The 15168-nt window shown below is 66.5% G+C and carries 13 protein-coding genes and 3 tRNA genes; 13 read left to right on the top strand and 3 right to left on the bottom strand.

The annotated features are described in order from the left end of the window. The first annotated feature begins 9 nt into the window (after window positions 1-9). The 3 genes from AAYO93_RS02000 to AAYO93_RS02010 all read left to right on the top strand — a co-directional run bounded on the left by AAYO93_RS02000 (window position 10) and on the right by AAYO93_RS02010 (window position 2922). Window positions 10-1368, top strand: coding sequence for an FAD-dependent oxidoreductase (locus tag AAYO93_RS02000; protein ID WP_345763354.1), 1359 nt, complete (start codon window positions 10-12; stop codon window positions 1366-1368). Between the two features lie 117 nt (window positions 1369-1485). Next, window positions 1486-1887 (top strand): hypothetical protein, encoded by a 402-nt coding sequence (locus AAYO93_RS02005; protein WP_345763355.1) that lies wholly within the window; start codon window positions 1486-1488, stop codon window positions 1885-1887. Window positions 1888-1929: 42 nt separating this feature from the next. Then, complete coding sequence (locus AAYO93_RS02010; RefSeq protein ID WP_434056663.1) at window positions 1930-2922, top strand: alpha/beta hydrolase; 993 nt, start codon at window positions 1930-1932, stop codon at window positions 2920-2922. A gap of 13 nt (window positions 2923-2935) precedes the next feature. On the opposite strand, the gene AAYO93_RS02015 is transcribed toward AAYO93_RS02010, so the two are convergent. Further along, on the bottom strand, window positions 2936-3424 hold the full coding sequence (locus AAYO93_RS02015; RefSeq protein ID WP_345763356.1) for a YajQ family cyclic di-GMP-binding protein: 489 nt from the start codon (window positions 3422-3424) through the stop codon (window positions 2936-2938). Between the two features lie 22 nt (window positions 3425-3446). Then, window positions 3447-4469 (bottom strand): LacI family DNA-binding transcriptional regulator, encoded by a 1023-nt coding sequence (locus AAYO93_RS02020; RefSeq protein ID WP_345764944.1) that lies wholly within the window; start codon window positions 4467-4469, stop codon window positions 3447-3449. 179 nt (window positions 4470-4648) lie between these two features. Between AAYO93_RS02020 and AAYO93_RS02025 the strand changes: the two genes are divergently transcribed. The 3 genes from AAYO93_RS02025 (at window position 4649) to AAYO93_RS02035 (ending at window position 5844) form a co-directional block, all read left to right on the top strand. Next, on the top strand, window positions 4649-4819 hold the full coding sequence (locus tag AAYO93_RS02025) for a hypothetical protein (RefSeq protein ID WP_345763357.1): 171 nt from the start codon (window positions 4649-4651) through the stop codon (window positions 4817-4819). Between the two features lie 54 nt (window positions 4820-4873). Next, window positions 4874-4955, top strand: a tRNA-Tyr gene (locus tag AAYO93_RS02030). 79 nt (window positions 4956-5034) lie between these two features. Beyond that, complete coding sequence (locus AAYO93_RS02035; RefSeq protein ID WP_345763358.1) at window positions 5035-5844, top strand: inositol monophosphatase family protein; 810 nt, start codon at window positions 5035-5037, stop codon at window positions 5842-5844. Window positions 5845-5897: 53 nt separating this feature from the next. Here the strand turns inward: AAYO93_RS02035 and AAYO93_RS02040 are convergent, their stop codons facing one another. After that, a complete protein-coding gene (locus tag AAYO93_RS02040) occupies window positions 5898-7577 on the bottom strand; it encodes a glycoside hydrolase family 13 protein (RefSeq protein WP_345763359.1) in 1680 nt (559 codons plus the stop codon). 415 nt (window positions 7578-7992) lie between these two features. On the opposite strand from AAYO93_RS02040, the gene AAYO93_RS02045 reads away from it, so the two are divergent. From AAYO93_RS02045 to AAYO93_RS02075, 7 genes are all read left to right on the top strand, one after another. Next, the gene (locus AAYO93_RS02045) at window positions 7993-9246 is read left to right on the top strand and encodes a sugar ABC transporter substrate-binding protein (RefSeq protein WP_345763360.1); all 1254 of its coding nucleotides are present in this window, start codon (window positions 7993-7995) and stop codon (window positions 9244-9246) included. A gap of 72 nt (window positions 9247-9318) precedes the next feature. Continuing rightward, on the top strand, window positions 9319-11001 hold the full coding sequence (locus AAYO93_RS02050) for an ABC transporter permease subunit (protein WP_345763361.1): 1683 nt from the start codon (window positions 9319-9321) through the stop codon (window positions 10999-11001). Further along, window positions 10998-11867 (top strand): sugar ABC transporter permease, encoded by an 870-nt coding sequence (locus tag AAYO93_RS02055; protein ID WP_345763362.1) that lies wholly within the window; start codon window positions 10998-11000, stop codon window positions 11865-11867. The genes AAYO93_RS02050 and AAYO93_RS02055 overlap by 4 nt, the downstream gene beginning before the upstream one ends. Window positions 11868-11871: 4 nt before the next feature. Continuing rightward, window positions 11872-13716, top strand: a complete 1845-nt coding sequence (locus AAYO93_RS02060) for a glycoside hydrolase family 13 protein (protein ID WP_345763363.1) — start codon at window positions 11872-11874, stop codon at window positions 13714-13716. A 68-nt stretch (window positions 13717-13784) separates the two neighbouring features. Continuing rightward, on the top strand, window positions 13785-14741 hold the full coding sequence (locus tag AAYO93_RS02065) for an aldo/keto reductase (RefSeq protein ID WP_345763364.1): 957 nt from the start codon (window positions 13785-13787) through the stop codon (window positions 14739-14741). Window positions 14742-14911: 170 nt separating this feature from the next. Further along, a tRNA-Thr gene (locus AAYO93_RS02070) sits at window positions 14912-14983 on the top strand. A gap of 29 nt (window positions 14984-15012) precedes the next feature. Then, window positions 15013-15086 (top strand) — tRNA-Met (locus AAYO93_RS02075). Window positions 15087-15168: the final 82 nt, after the last annotated feature.

Genomic DNA, 15168 nt, shown 5'->3' on the forward strand with positions numbered 1-15168 from the left:
CGATCAGGCATGACCAAATTGAGACTGGCCATCGTCGGGGCGGGGCCCGCCGGCATCTACGCCGCGGACATCCTGCTGAAAGCCGAGCGCGGCTTCGACGTCTCCATCGACCTCTTCGAGCAGCTTCCGGCGCCCTACGGACTGGTCCGATACGGCGTCGCGCCCGACCATCCGCGCATCAAGGGCATCATCACCGCGCTGCGCGAGGTCGTGGATCGTGGTGACATCCGCCTCTTCGGCAATGTGCATTTCGGCACAGACATCACCCTCGACGACCTGAAGAAGCACTACAACGCGGTGATCTTCGCGACGGGCGCCATCCGTGATTCCGACCTGGACATCCCGGGCGTCGATCTCGAGGGCTCGTACGGCGCCGCCGAGTTCGTGAGCTGGTTCGACGGTCACCCGGATGTGCCGCGCACGTGGCCGCTCGAGGCCGAGTCTGTCGCCGTGATCGGCAACGGCAACGTGGCCCTCGACGTCTCCCGCATGCTCGCCAAGCACGCCGACGACCTGCTGCCGACGGAGATCCCGGCGAACGTCTACGAGATCCTGAAGTCGTCGCCGGTGACGGACGTGCACGTGTTCGGTCGCCGCGGTCCGGCGCAGGTGAAGTTCACTCCGCTCGAACTGCGGGAGCTGGGTGAGCTGAACGACGTCGACATGATCGTCTACGAAGAGGACTTCGACTACGACGACGCGTCGAAGGCGGCGATCGCCAGCAACAAGCAGGTCATGGTCATCGACCGCGTGCTGCAGCAGTGGCGCCAGCGAGAGGTCGGCTCGGCGTCGCGCAGGCTGCACCTGCACTTCTACGCGAAGCCACTGGAGATCGTCGACGACGGCACCGGCCACGTGTCCGCGATCCGTTACGAGCGGACGGCTCCGGATGGGGAGGGCGGCGTCCGCGGGACCGGCGAGATCCGCGAGGTCCCGATCCGCGCCCTCTATCGGGCCGTCGGCTACTTCGGGTCCCCACTCGACGGCATCCCGTATGACGAGAAGCACGGCGTGATCCCGAACCGCGAGGGACAGGTGCTCCACAAGACCGACAACACGCGCATGTACGGCGTCTACGCGACCGGCTGGATCAAGCGTGGGCCGGTCGGCCTCATCGGGCACACCAAGTCGGATGCGATGGAGACGATCAAGCACGTCATCAACGACCAGGGCAACTGGTGGACGCCGGTCGACCCGTCGGAGGAGTCGATCGTGCGGCTGCTGCACGAACGCGGCGTGGAGTACACGAACCTCGAGGGCTGGCACAATCTGGATTCGCATGAACTCGCGCTCGGCGAGGCCGAGGGGCGCGTGCGGATCAAGGTGGTCCCGCGTGACGAGATGATCCAGATCTCCAACCGTTCGTAGACTCCTCCACAGAGGGCCGGTTTCTGGTTTTGTCCACAGATTCAGTCGCGAAAGCCTGCCATTCCTAATACATGCCTAGCGTTATAACAACGCATCCGGCACGCTAGAGGAGTGACTTTGACTGAACCACAGACCTGGACCATGATCGGGGTCGTCCTTGCGACCCTCGTTTCCGCCCTCGTTGCCATCATGCATCTGCTGACCCGAACGATGACCACTCAATTCGAGAGCTTCCGGCGCGAGATCGCAACCGAGCTCGGCGGCCTCCGCACGGAATTCGTTGCAGAACTCAAGAGTCTCCGAACGGAGGCGAAGATAAGGTTCGAGACGATCGAACTCCGTTTCGATGAAGTGGGCCGCCGTTTCGATCGGGTGGAGACCCGGCTCGATCGGGTTGAGACCAGGCTGGACGGAGTTGAAGCAGGAGTGGCGACGATAGACAAGCGGGTCGGCGACCTCGATCGCGACGTTCAGGCGCTCACGAGCAGGCAGTTCGGCAGCACTCTGCCGGAGGCCTGATCAGCCGATCGCTCTGGACCCTTTCGTCGCTAGGGTGTGAACGTGGCCAAGGTGAGCGGGTGGCAGCCGGATGTGCTCGGCGAGCACTTCGAGCAGCTCACGATCCCGCTCGAACCAGACGGCGAAGGTGAGGTCGTCGCCACGCTCGTCCGGTACCGCCCGGGTCCGCGCCTGCACCTGGCGAAGCCGCCCGCAGACGGCGCCGATGTGCTCTACGTCCACGGCTGGTCGGACTACTTCTTCCAGACCCAGCTCGCCGAGTTCTGGCATCGGTCGGGGGCGCGGTTCTTTGCGCTCGATCTGCGCAAATACGGCCGGAGCCTTCGCCCGCACCAGACGCCGGGCGACGTGGACGATCTCGCGACCTATGACGAAGAGATCGGGGCGGCTCTCGACATCATGAACGATGGCGAAGGCGCCCGGCGGCGACCGCTCATCCTCATGGGGCATTCCACGGGCGGGCTCACGCTCAGCCTCTGGGCAGACCGCCACCCGGGACGCGCGGCAGCGCTCGTGCTGAACAGTCCCTGGCTCGAATTCCAGGCGCGTGGCGCCGGGCGTGCAGCACTCGCACCGCTCGTCGGCATGCAGGCGCGGTTCGAGCCGCACGTTCCATTGCCGAACGTGGACTTCGGGTTCTACACCCGATCGGTGTCGTCGACGATGGACGGTGAGTGGACGTACAACCTGGACTGGCGACCACTTCGCGGGTTCGCCGTGCATCCGCGCTGGCTGAACGCCGTACTCGCGGGGCACGCCCGCGTCGCCGCGGGGCTCTCGATCGATGCGCCCGCCCTGACGCTCCTGTCGGCGCGCTCGACGATCCTTCCACGGTGGACTCCCGACATGATGCGGAGCGACATCGTGCTCGTCGTCGAAGACATCGCCGTGCGGGCGGTCCGGCTCGGCTCGACCGTCACGGTCGCACGGATCGACGGTGCGCTGCACGACGTGATCCTGTCGGCGCCGGATGCGCGTGCCGACGCTTACGTGCAGATCACTCGCTGGCTGCGCGGCTACCTTCACACGCGCTGACGCGGCGTAACGGCTAGCGGAAGTTGACGAACTGCAGCGCGACGTCGAGGTCGGCGCCCTTCAGCAGCGCCATCGTCGCCTGGAGGTCGTCGCGGCTCTTCGACGACACCCGAAGTTCGTCGCCCTGGATCTGCGACTTGACGCTCTTGGGCGCCTCGTCGCGGATGAGCTTCGAGATCTTCTTCGCCGCATCCTGCTCGATGCCGTTCTTGAGGTCGGCTTCGATCCGGAATTCCTTGCCGGAAGCGAACGGCTCACCGGTGTCGAGGCTGCGAAGCGAGATGCCGCGCTTGATGAGCTTGGACTCGAAGACCTCGAGAACCGCCTTCACCCGCTCTTCGGTGTTGGCCTTCATCAGGACCTTCTCGCCGCTCCACTCGATGGAGGCGCCGACATTCTTGAAGTCGTAACGCTGCTCGACCTCCTTCCGCGCCTGGTTGAGCGCGTTGTCGGCCTCCATCTTGTCGACCTTGCTGACCACGTCAAAGGATGAATCTGCCATGCGACCAGTTTATGGGCGCGACTCAGGAAGCGGGGTCGGGTCGCGACGAACTCGACCGGACGACCAGTTCGAACGGCAGCGCCATGTTCACCGGCTCCGGCTGTGCCTCCTCCGGCTGCAGCACGCCCATGAGCATCTCGACAGCCATCTCGCCCTGCCCGGTCGGGAACTGCGCCACCGTGGTCAGGCCGAAGAACTCTGCGAGCTCGTGATCGTCGATTCCCACTACCGAGACATCATGCGGAACGCTCAACCCCAGGTCGCGGGCAGCGAGGATCGCGCCGATCGCCATCTCGTCCGACGCCGCGAAGATCGCGGTAGGCCGATCGCGGGGAGCCCCGAGGAGCTGCTTGGCGGCCTGGTAGCCGCCGCCGATCGTGAAGTCCGCCGGCTGGTACAACTCGGGGCGCAACGGCACGCCTGCGCCCGTGAGTGCCTGTTCGTATCCGATCCGCCGGTTGGTGGGAATGTGGAAGTCGAGATCGAACTCCTTGTGGCCGCCGACGTGCGCGATCCGGGTGTGCCCGAGCGCGAGCAGATGCTCCGTCGCCAGGCGGGCGACGGCGACATCGTCGATCGTGAGAGTGCGGACGCCCGCGAGGGGTCCGCCGACGCCGACGATCGGTTTGCCGAGCGCGAGAAGCCGGCTGACCTCGTCTTCGGTGAGTTCGAGCGAGATCGCGATCACCGCATCCACCCGCTTGCGCAGCAGGAAATGCTCGAACACGCTGCGGCGCTCATCGCCTCCGCCGCTCAGGTTGTACAGCGTGAGGTCGTAGCCGTGCCGCAGGAGCGCACGCTCTGCGCCCTCGATGACCGACGAGAAGAACCAGCGGTTGAGGTACGGCACGACCGCGCCGACGTTCTTGGTGCGTCCGGAGGCGAGGCTCGATGCATTCGACGAGACCACGTAGCCGAGGTCGAGCGCGGCCTGCGACACCTTCAGCCGGGTGCCGGGCGACACATGACCGTTGCCGCTGAGGGCGCGCGAGACCGTCGCCGTCGACACGCCCGCCAGACGGGCGACTTCATCGATTCCGACCACGGACACCTCGCAATCGTTCGCTCCGCCTCGGTAAATCCTAGCGATCGTCCGCGTAGACGGATCGCACTGTCGGACACCGACCCTTTCCGTTCTCGGGCCGAGCGGGTAGGCTCCCCAGACGATCGAATCGGAGGCGGGATGGACGCAGTGAGCGGAGCTCCGGCGAGGTGGGAACGGAGATGACCGGCTGGGCGTACGCGGCCGGACTGGTCATCCTGCTCGGCGGGCTCGTCGTCGCGATCATGCAGTTGGTCAGGATGAGGAGGGTCCCGCCAGGACCCGGCGAACACGAGGCGCAACCGCCCGCCGAGGCGCCCGAGGAGCCGATTTCACCAGACGAGCCTCGATGAGTATCCTTATGTAGCGCCTTCGGTCAGATGAATACATGTGGTCGGGTGCGCCCTGGCGAGTTACCCAAGCGGCCAAAGGGATCTGACTGTAAATCAGCCGTCTTAGACTTCGGGGGTTCGAATCCCTCACTCGCCACTCTGTGACACAAGGGCTCCGTGCTGAAGGCGGGGCCCTTGTTCCGTTTCCGGTGCGCGCCGTGTGTCAGGCTGGCTCTATGGCCGCTGAATCGCACCTCCTCGATGTCGCCCTCCCGATCGCCCTTCGCGCCGCCGAGCTCGTGAAGCTCCGGCGCAGCGAAGGGGTCGAGATCGCCGCCTCCAAGTCGTCGGCGGAAGACATCGTGACACTCGCCGACCGGGAGTCCGAGACGCTCATCCGGGATGCACTGGCCGAGGCGCGTCCCGACGACGGCTTCTTCGGTGAGGAGTCGGGTGCCGAGAAGGGCACGAGCGGGATCACCTGGGTCGTCGATCCGATCGACGGCACTGTCAACTACGCCTACGACATTCCGGCCTACGCCGTGAGTATCGCCGCGGTCGAGGGCGACCCGGATCCTGCGACCTGGCGTGCCCTCGCCGGGGTCGTCGCGAATCCTGCGATCGGCGAGGTCTTCACCGGTGCGGCCGGTGGTGGGTCCTTCCTCAACGGCACGGCGCTGCGGGTGCGAACCGGGGTCGAGCTGCCGCTGGCCCTCATCGGAACCGGATTCTCGTACTCGGCCGAGCTGCGCGTGAAACAGGCCGGCGTGGTTCAGGGACTCATCGACCAGGTGCGCGACATCCGACGCATCGGTTCGGCCGCACTCGACCTGTGCTCGCTCGCCGCAGGGCGGCTCGACGGCTACTACGAGCGGATGCTCAACCCGTGGGACCACGCGGCCGGCGCCCTGATCGCAAGGGAAGCCGGCGCGCGGGTCGGCGGACTCGATGGTGCGCTGGAGAGCAAGGATCTGCTGATCGCTGCTGAGCCCGCGCTCTACGTGCGACTGGAGGCGGCGCTCGCCGCCCTCGGCGTCGCGGACTGACTGCTCAGCCCGTCGGAGGGGCTACGGATACCGACAGCGCGGCCCGCGAGAACTCAGGCCAGCCAGACCGTCGTGTCGGTCGGCAGTGTGCGCCCGGCGAGAGGTTCGCTGGCGAGCACGATCTCGCCCGCAGGCAGCTCCACCGGGGACGCCCCGAGGTTTGCGATCACAGTCAGGCCGCCGTTGCGGAACGCGACGACGTCCGGTCCGAACCCGTCGAGCCACTCGATCGCACCGAAGCCGAGGTTGCGCTCACGCCGCACGGCGAGTGCTCTCGTGTACAGCGAGAGGGTCGACGTCGGGTCGCCCAATTGAACATCCCGGGCGAACCCGGCCCACGAGGCCGGCTGCGGCAGCCAGCTGGCAGCCGTCGGGCCGAAGCCGTATGACGGCGCGGACGCTTCCCACGGGATGGGAACGCGGCAGCCGTCGCGGCCGTAGCGCTCGCCGTTGGTACGGAACCACGTCGGGTCCTGACGGGCGGCGTCAGGGAGGTCGATGACCTCGGGAAGTCCGAGCTCCTCGCCCTGGAACAGGTAGCTCGAGCCGGGAAGCGGAAGCATCAGCGCGGTCGCAGCGCGGGCGCGGCGCAGACCGAGAGCCGCGTCGGGCTTACCGGGAGTCTTCGGCCCGATTCCGTGTCCCTGCAGGTTCTCGCCAGTCAGCGCGAGCCGGGTCGCGTGACGGACGACGTCGTGGTTCGAGAGCACCCAGGTGCTCGGAGCGCCGACACCGGCGAAGGCCGAGATCGAGTGGTCGATGACGCTGCGCAGTGCGGCGGCCGACCACGGGGTCTCCAGGTATTCGAAGTTGAACGCCTGCTGCATCTCGTCGGAGCGGACCCAGCGGGCCAGCTTCTCGAGCGGTTCGACCCACGCCTCGGCGCAGAGCACGCGGTCGTCGGAGTACTCCTCGAGGACTTCGTGCCATTCGCGGTAGATGTCGTGCACGCCGTCCTGCGCCCAGTACGGCGCTGTCGGCGGCTCGGAGCTGATGTCGGGTTCGAGGGTGGCCCCGCCGCCGCCCATGCTTCCGCCCTCGGCGGGAGGCGTGTAGTCGGGGAGACCTGCGGCCTTGATCATGCCGTGCGCGACGTCGACGCGGAAGCCGTCGACTCCGCGGTCCAGCCAGAACCGCAGGATGCCGCGGAACTGTTCGCGAACCCACGGGTTCTGCCAGTTCAGGTCGGGCTGCGACGTGTCGAACAGGTGCAGGTACCACTGGCCGGGCGTGCCGTCGGGTTCGGTGATGCGGGTCCAGGCGGAACCGCCGAACACCGACTCCCAGTTGTTGGGCGGAAGCTCGCCGTTCTCGCCACGGCCGTCGCGGAACATGTAGACCTCGCGCTCCGCGCTGCCGGGCGCGGCAGCGAGGGCCGCCTGGAACCAGGCGTGGTCGCTGGAGGAGTGGTTGGGAACGATGTCGACGATCACGCGCAGCCCGAGGGCGTGGGATGCGGCGAGCATCGCATCGAAGTCGGCGAGCGTTCCGAAGATCGGGTCGACGTCGCAGTAGTCGGAGACGTCGTAGCCGGCGTCGCGCTGCGGGGAGGTCTGGAACGGGGACAGCCAGACGGCGTCGACGCCGAGGTCGCGCAGCGCGGGCAGTCGACGGGTGATGCCGGCGAGGTCGCCGAGGCCGTCGCCGTCGGAGTCCGCGAACGAGCGCGGGTACACCTGGTAGATGACGGCGGTGCGCCACCATTCGCGGCCCAGCGTGGGCTTGGCGGGCATCGCGGCCTCGAGATGCGTCGTAGTGGGCTCAGTGGCGGGCTCGGAGATTGTGGGCTCGGAAATAACGATGGTCGAGTTCAAAGGGGTCCTCAGTCGTTCGGTGGGCGCAACGCTGGGCTCGAGTCGGATCGTTGACGTCGATGCTATCGCCGTGAGCTGCCCGGAAGCTGGGTACCGAATGTAACAATCGTGCAAACGCTTCCACGGATGACCATACACGACGACGCCCAACCGCCGCCAAATCCGCGGAAACAGGCCGCAATCCCAGACAAATACCGGGTATTTCGCCTAATTGCATTCCTGCATCCATCTTGCTATAACTGGAAGCGCTTGCATCAAAGCGTCTGGGAGAAGGGTCTCTCGCCACTGTGTCGGGGCGACTCTCTCCGGAACATCACAGAAGAAAGGCACACCAATGAAGGTGACCAAACGGTCCTGGGTAGGGATCGCCGCCCTGGCCGCCACCGCGGTCGCGGCTACCGCACTCGCCGGATGCTCGTCGAACACCTCCGGAGAAGACCTCTCCAAGGGCTCGCAGACGCTGACCCTCTGGGTCGACACGCAGCGCGCGCCCGCACTCAAGGAGGTCGCGGCGCAGTTCAAGAAGGACACCGGCGTGACGGTGAAGCTCGTCGTCAAGGACTTCGCGAACGTCGACAAGGACTTCATCAGCCAGGTCCCGACCGGCAAGGGCCCGGACATGATCGTCTCGCCCCACGACAAGCTCGGCGCCTACGTGCAGAACGGCGTCGTCGCACCGCTCCAGCTCGGCGACAAGGAGAAGGACTTCGCCAAGGTCGCGGTCCAGGCCGTCACCTACGACGGAAACGTCTACGGCCTCCCGTACTCGATCGAGAACGTGGCGCTCATCCGCAACACCGAGCTCGCCCCGACCGCAGCGAAGACCTTCGACGACGTGCTCGCCGAGGGCAAGGCCGCCGTCACCGCAGGCAAGGCGAAGTACCCGTTCCTGCTCGGGCTCGACCCCAAGCAGGGCGACCCGTACCACATGTACCCGCTCCAGACCTCGTTCGGCTCCTCGGTCTTCGCTCAGAAGGCCGACGGCAGCTACGACGCGAGCAAGCTCACCCTCGGCGACGAGTCGGGCGTGAAGTTCGCGACCGCTGTGAAGCAGTGGGGCAAGGACGGCGTTCTGAACCCGAACATCACCGGTGACATCGCGCTCGACGCGTTCACCAAGGGTCAGTCGGCGTACTACCTCACGGGTCCGTGGAACGTGCCCGCCATCAAGAAGGCGGGCATCAAGTACTCGATTGACGCTCTGCCGTCCGCAGGCGGCCAGGACGCGAAGCCGTTCCTCGGCGTGAACGCGTTCTTCATCAGCTCGAAGAGCAAGAACAAGGTCGCTGCGACCAAGTTCCTCGTCGACTACCTCGGCACCGACGCGGTCCAGGAGCAGCTGTACAAGGTCGGCGGCCGTCCGCCGGCGCTCACCAGCGCCTACGACGCCGTCGCGAAGACCGACGCCGACATCAAGTCGTTCGGTGACATCGGTCTGAACGGCGTTCCGATGCCGGCCATCCCCGAGATGGCATCCGTCTGGGCCGACTGGGGCTCCGCAGAGCTCCAGCTCATCAAGGGCGACGGCGACCCCGCCACCGTGTGGAACACGGCCGTCACCAACATCCAGTCGAAGATCAAGGGCTAAGCGCCCACGCTGGGCCGGGGTCGCGCACAGCGCGGCCCCGGCCTCCGCACGCAACACAGGAGCAGCTGCAGCATGACGAACGACGACGATCGCGTCGACACTCTCGACCCAACCGATGAGGTCGCAGTCGACCCGGGGACTCCCACCGAGGGCGCGAGCGCGGCCCCGCGCATCCGCCCACAGAAGCCGGCGCGTCCGGAACGGACGAGCCGCTCCAGCGGCATCGGCGGCCTGATCGCGAAGATCGCCCTGCTCGGGCTCCTCGACGCCTTCGCCGTCTGGACCGTCTTCGTGATGGTCGGACTCCACATGTGGATCCCGGTCGGCGTGACCGTGCTCGTCACGGGCGTCATCAACTGGATCTACCTCGGTCGCGGCAAGCGGCTCCCCGCGAAGTATCTCGCCCCCGGCGTGTCCTTCCTCCTTCTCTTCCAGGTGTTCGTGGTCGTCTTCAGCGGCTACATCGCCTTCACCAACTACAGCGACGGGCACAACAGCACCAAAGAGGATGCTGTCGCCTCGATCTCGAGCGCGGGAGCCAAGCGCGTCCCCGACTCGCCCGCGTACCAGCTCAGCGTGCTGCAGCGCGGCGCACCCCTCTACCTCCTGGTGACCGCACCCGACGGCACGGCCTCGATCGGAACCACCAACCAGCCGCTCAAGGCGGTGAACAACGCCGAGAAGGATTCGACCGGCCGCGCCACCGGCCTTCCCGGCTACCGCAGCCTCAACCTCTCCGAAGTCCTCGACCAGCAGGATGCGATCACCTCGCTCAAGGTGCCGGTCTCCAGCAACCCGAACGACGGGTTCCTGCGCACCGACGACGCCAGCACGGCCTACGTCTTCAAATCGGACCTCACCTACGACGCCACAGCGGACACCTTCACAGACTCCAACGGAGTGGTGTACTCCGACAACGGCAAGGGCGAATTCCAGCAGGTCGACGGCACGAAGACCCTGAGCCCCGGCTGGAAGGTGGACGTCGGCCTCCAGAACTTCGTGAAGGCGTTCACCAACCCGCAGCTGGCCGGACCGCTGTGGAAGGTCATCATCTGGACGTTCGTCTTCGCTTTCCTCTCGGTGGCGACCACGTTCGCGCTCGGCCTGTTTCTCGCGATCGTGCTCAACCATCCGCGGCTCCGTGGCAAGAAGATCTACCGCGTGCTCGTCATCCTGCCGTACGCGTTCCCGGCCTTCCTCTCGGGTCTCGTCTGGGCGGGGCTCCTCAACCCGGAATTCGGGTTCATCAACCAGGTGCTGCTGGGTGGCGCGCAGATCCCGTGGCTCACCGACCCGTGGCTGGCGCGGCTCAGCGTGATCGGGGTCAACCTCTGGCTCGGCTACCCGTACATGTTCCTGGTCTGCACGGGTGCGCTCCAGTCGCTGCCCGAAGAAGTGGATGAGGCGGCCCGCGTCGACGGCGCCAGCCCGTGGCGGATCTTCCGGTCGATCAAGCTGCCCCTGCTGCTGGTCTCGGTCGCTCCGCTGCTGATCGCGTCCTTCGCGTTCAACTTCAACAACTTCAACGTGATCTACATGCTCACGCGAGGCTGGCCGCGGTTCACCGACACCACCCTCGACATCGGGTCCACCGACCTGCTGATCACGATGGTCTACAAGGTGGCCTTCGGACAGGGCGGGGTGCGCGACTACGGACTCGCCAGTGCACTGTCGATCCTCATCTTCATCCTGATCGCGATCATCTCGATCATCGCGTTCCGCAAGACCAAGGTGCTCGAGGAGATCAACTCATGAAAAAGAGGCCGTTCAATCTTCTCCGCTGGTTCGGCGACACCGGCTGGCGCCACCTCGTCGGAATCGCCCTCGTGGTCGTGGCGGTCTTCCCGCTGCTGTACGTGCTGAGCGCCTCCCTCAACCCTGGCGGTTCGCTGGTCGGCTCGAACGCGCTGTTCTCGACGATCGACGCGCAGAACTACGTCGCCCTGTTCACGAACCCCGACCAGCCCTTCGCGCTCTGGTTCCTCAACTCGATGGTCATCGGCCTGGTGACCGGGGTGTGCACGGTGTTCCTCGGCGCCATGGCCGCATACGCGTTCTCGCGGATGCGCTTCCGCGGTCGCCGCATCGGCCTGCTTTCGCTCATGCTCATCCAGATGTTCCCGCAGTTCCTCGCGGTCGTCGCGATCTTCCTGCTGCTGTCGGCGATCTCGGATGTGTTCCCGGCGCTCGGTCTCGGAAGCCAGCTCGGCCTCATCCTCGTCTACCTGGGCGGCGCACTCGGCGTGAACACCTACCTGATGTACGGGTTCTTCAACACGGTGCCGGTCTCGATCGACGAAGCCGCGAAACTCGACGGCGCCAGCCACGCGCAGATCTTCTTCAGCATCATCCTGCGGCTGGTCGCGCCGATCCTCGCCGTCGTGGGGCTGCTCTCGTTCATCGGGTCGACCGGTGAATACGTGATCGCGAGCGTCGTGCTGACCGACCCGTCGAGCCAGACCCTGGCGGTCGGTCTCTACACCTTCGTGTCGCAGCAGTTCTCGAACAACTGGAGCATCTTCGCCGCCGGCGCCGTGCTCGCGGCACTCCCTGTGGTCGCGCTGTTCCTCGCGTTGCAGAAATACATTGTTGGCGGTTTGACGGCAGGTTCGGTTAAGTAGGCACATGCTGCCTCATCACGACGGTTCGCCACTGTACGTTTCCAGCCAGGAGCCTGCGCTGGGCGACGCCGTCGCGGTGCGCCTGCGTGTGCCGCACGCGTGGGGAGCGGTCGACGCCGTCCGCACGCGGTCGAACCCCGATCACGAACCGCGGTTCACGGATGCCGTGGTCGTCGCGAGCGCGGACGGCTGGGACTGGTGGGAGGCGCCCATCCACGTCGAGAACCCGGTGCACGGTTACCGCTTCCTGATCTCACGGTCCGACGGCCGCAAGGTCTGGGTGAACGCGACCGGGCTGCACGAGATCGAGACCCTCGACTCGGAGGACTTCAAACTGGTGACGTTCCCCGCGCCTCCGGCGTGGGTGAAGGACACCGTGCTCTACCAGGTGTTCCCCGACCGGTTCGCGCGGTCTGCGGCGGCGGACGAGCGTCCGGCACCGGACTGGGCGATCCCCGCGGACTGGTCCGACCCGGTCGACGATGTGCCGCCCGGGCGGTCGCAGCAGTTCTACGGAGGCGACCTCGACGGGGTGCGTGAGCACCTCGACCATCTCGAACGTCTCGGCGCGACGATGGTCTACCTGACCCCCGTGTTCCCCGGCCGCTCGAACCACCGCTACGACGCATCCAGCTTCTCGCAGGTCGATCAGCTGCTCGGGGGAGACGAGGCGCTCATCCGGCTGGTGGAGGCGGCGCACGAACGGGGGATGCGCGTCATCGGCGACCTCACCTCCAACCATTGCGGCGACGGTCACGAATGGTTCACGGCCGCACACGGCAATCCGGATGCGCCGGAGAGCGAGTTCTTCTACTGGCTGAACGACGAGCACACGGAGTACGTCTCCTGGCTCGGGGTGCCCAGCCTGCCCAAGTTCAACTGGAGTTCGGCGGAGCTGCGCCGGCGGTTCATCGAGGGGCCGGACTCGGTGGTCGGCCACTGGCTGGCCGCGCCGTACGGCCTCGACGGGTGGCGCATCGACGTCGCCAACATGACCGGCCGCTACCTCGACCACGACCTCAACGAGGAGGTCCGGCGCACGATCCGTCAGACCATGCTCGAGGTCAACCCCGACACGATTCTGCTCGGCGAGTCGACGAACGACGCCTCGAGCGACTTTCAGGGCGACGCGTGGCACGGCGCCATGACCTACACGAACTTCACGCGGCCGATCTGGGGCTGGCTTTCGGAGCCTGCCAGCGAGTCCTCGTACTTCGGCCTCCCGTTCGGGACCATTCCCCTCTATGACGGCGAACAGTTCTTCGCCGCGCACCGGCAGTTCGCGGCCGGATTCCCCTGGCGCACGCGTCTCGGGACCATGAACGCGCTCGACACGCACGACACCCCGCGGTTCCTGACGAATGCGAAGGCCGGGGTGGTCCCTGTGGCGTTCGGGATGTCGGTGACGCTTCCGGGCATCCCTGTCGTGTTCGCCGGGGACGAGTTCGGCCTCACCGGCGTGGACGGCGAAGCGTCGCGCACGCCGTTGCCGTGGGGGGAGGAGCACGGGGCTTCCGCTGATTCGATCGCGTTGTACTCATCGCTCATCGGGTTGCGTCGCACGCATTCCGCGCTGAACGGCGGGGGGATGCGCTGGCTTCACGTCAGCCCGGACGTGCTCGTGTACGTGCGGGAGGATGCGGACGAGTCGATCCTCGTCGTCGCCGCGAGAGAAGCGTTCGACCTGACGCTTCCGGCCGGGCTGGTCAGCCGGCCGGGCGAGGACCCGACGCCGCTGGTCGGCGAGGGGAGCCTGCAGGACGCGGAGTCGGGCATCCGCCTCACCGGTGCCGGGCCCTCGTTCACCGCGTGGCGCCTGGCCGGAATCTCCCTGCCTGCCTTCGCCTGAGCCGGGCGCGGAATACGTCACAGCGGAGCGCGTTAGCGTGAGGGTCGGCCCATTCACGAAGGAGACCCATGACCGCATCGCGTAGAACCCTCGGCACCTCTGACCTCGAGGTCTCCCCCTTGTCCCTCGGCGGAAACGTGTTCGGCTGGACGGCCGACCGCGACGCGTCGTTCTCCGTCCTCGACGGGTACGCTGCGGCAGGCGGCAACTTCGTCGACACGGCCGACGGCTACTCCGCGTGGGTGCCCGGGAACACCGGCGGCGACTCCGAACGGATCATCGGCGAGTGGTTCGAAGCGCGGGGGAAGCGGGATGACGTGGTCATCGCGACCAAGGTGAGCCAGCATCCGGAATTCACGGGCCTGGCAGCCGACAACATCGTCAAGGCGGCGGATGCGTCGCTCGAGCGCCTGAAGACGGACCGCATCGATCTCTACTACGCGCACTTCGACGACGAGAGCGTTCCGCTCGACGAGACGGTGGGCGCCCTCTCCGGCCTCGTCGACGCCGGCAAGGCGCGATACATCGGCATCTCGAACTACACCCCCGAGCGCATCGCCGAATGGTTCCGCATCACCAACGAGAACGGCTTGCACCGCGCGGTCGCGCTGCAGCCGCACTACAACCTCGTCGAGCGCGGCTTCGAGGATACGTATCGCGACCTCGCTGCGCGCGAAGGTCTGGGCGTGGTGCCGTACTTCGCACTCGCCAAGGGCTTCCTGACCGGCAAGTACCGTGACGGCGTGACGATCGACAGCCCGCGCGCCGGGGGAGCGGCACAGTACCTCCACGACCGCGGGCGGTCTGTGCTCGCCGTCCTCGACGAGATCGCGAACGCGCGTGGCGCATCCGTCGCATCCGTCGCGCTCGCGTGGCTCGCTGCGCAGCCGACGGTGGTCGCTCCCATCGCGAGCGCCCGCAACACGCAGCAGCTGGCCGATCTTGTCGCCAGCGTCGAGCTGCACCTGAACGAAGACGAGCTGCGCCTGCTCTCCGACGCGTCGTCTGTCGCCGCGGAGGTCTGAGCCTGGGGCGCCGGGCGTCGACTTGCGGCAGATCGGCCCTTCACAGGGTCTGAGACGGCGGTTTGCCGCAAGTCGACGTGGGGCGTCATGTGTTTAGAGCACTGTCCGCGGGATGGTATTCTCGTACGGTTGCCAAAACGGCCGACGGTTCGCTGTCGTGCTCAGGCTTCGCCCCCTTAGCTCATTGGTAGAGCACTTCCTTGGTAAGGAAGAGGTAGTGGGTCCGATTCCCACAGGGGGCTCCGTCCTCCAGCGTCAACGCGGAGGTCGCGGCGGGGTAGCTCAGGTGGTTAGAGCACACGGCTCATAATCGTGGTGTCGCGGGTTCAAGTCCCGCCCCCGCTACAAGCCCCGGAATCTCGCCATTCCGGGGCTTTCTTCATTCCTTCGATTCGGCCCCGTTTTGCCGATTTGCCCACATTTTGCC

Origin of the sequence: Diaminobutyricibacter sp. McL0608, assembly GCF_039613825.1 — a bacterium.
Classification (GTDB): domain Bacteria; phylum Actinomycetota; class Actinomycetes; order Actinomycetales; family Microbacteriaceae; genus Diaminobutyricibacter.

Coding starts and splice junctions, on each gene's coding strand:
- AAYO93_RS02000 (WP_345763354.1), top strand. CDS start 10: ATGACCAAATTGAGACTGGCCATCGTCGGGGCGGGGCCCGCCGGCATC.
- AAYO93_RS02015 (WP_345763356.1), bottom strand. CDS start 3,424: ATGGCAGATTCATCCTTTGACGTGGTCAGCAAGGTCGACAAGATGGAG.
- AAYO93_RS02025 (WP_345763357.1), top strand. CDS start 4,649: ATGACCGGCTGGGCGTACGCGGCCGGACTGGTCATCCTGCTCGGCGGG.
- AAYO93_RS02035 (WP_345763358.1), top strand. CDS start 5,035: ATGGCCGCTGAATCGCACCTCCTCGATGTCGCCCTCCCGATCGCCCTT.
- AAYO93_RS02040 (WP_345763359.1), bottom strand. CDS start 7,577: ATGCCCGCCAAGCCCACGCTGGGCCGCGAATGGTGGCGCACCGCCGTC.
- AAYO93_RS02045 (WP_345763360.1), top strand. CDS start 7,993: ATGAAGGTGACCAAACGGTCCTGGGTAGGGATCGCCGCCCTGGCCGCC.
- AAYO93_RS02050 (WP_345763361.1), top strand. CDS start 9,319: ATGACGAACGACGACGATCGCGTCGACACTCTCGACCCAACCGATGAG.
- AAYO93_RS02055 (WP_345763362.1), top strand. CDS start 10,998: ATGAAAAAGAGGCCGTTCAATCTTCTCCGCTGGTTCGGCGACACCGGC.
- AAYO93_RS02060 (WP_345763363.1), top strand. CDS start 11,872: ATGCTGCCTCATCACGACGGTTCGCCACTGTACGTTTCCAGCCAGGAG.
- AAYO93_RS02065 (WP_345763364.1), top strand. CDS start 13,785: ATGACCGCATCGCGTAGAACCCTCGGCACCTCTGACCTCGAGGTCTCC.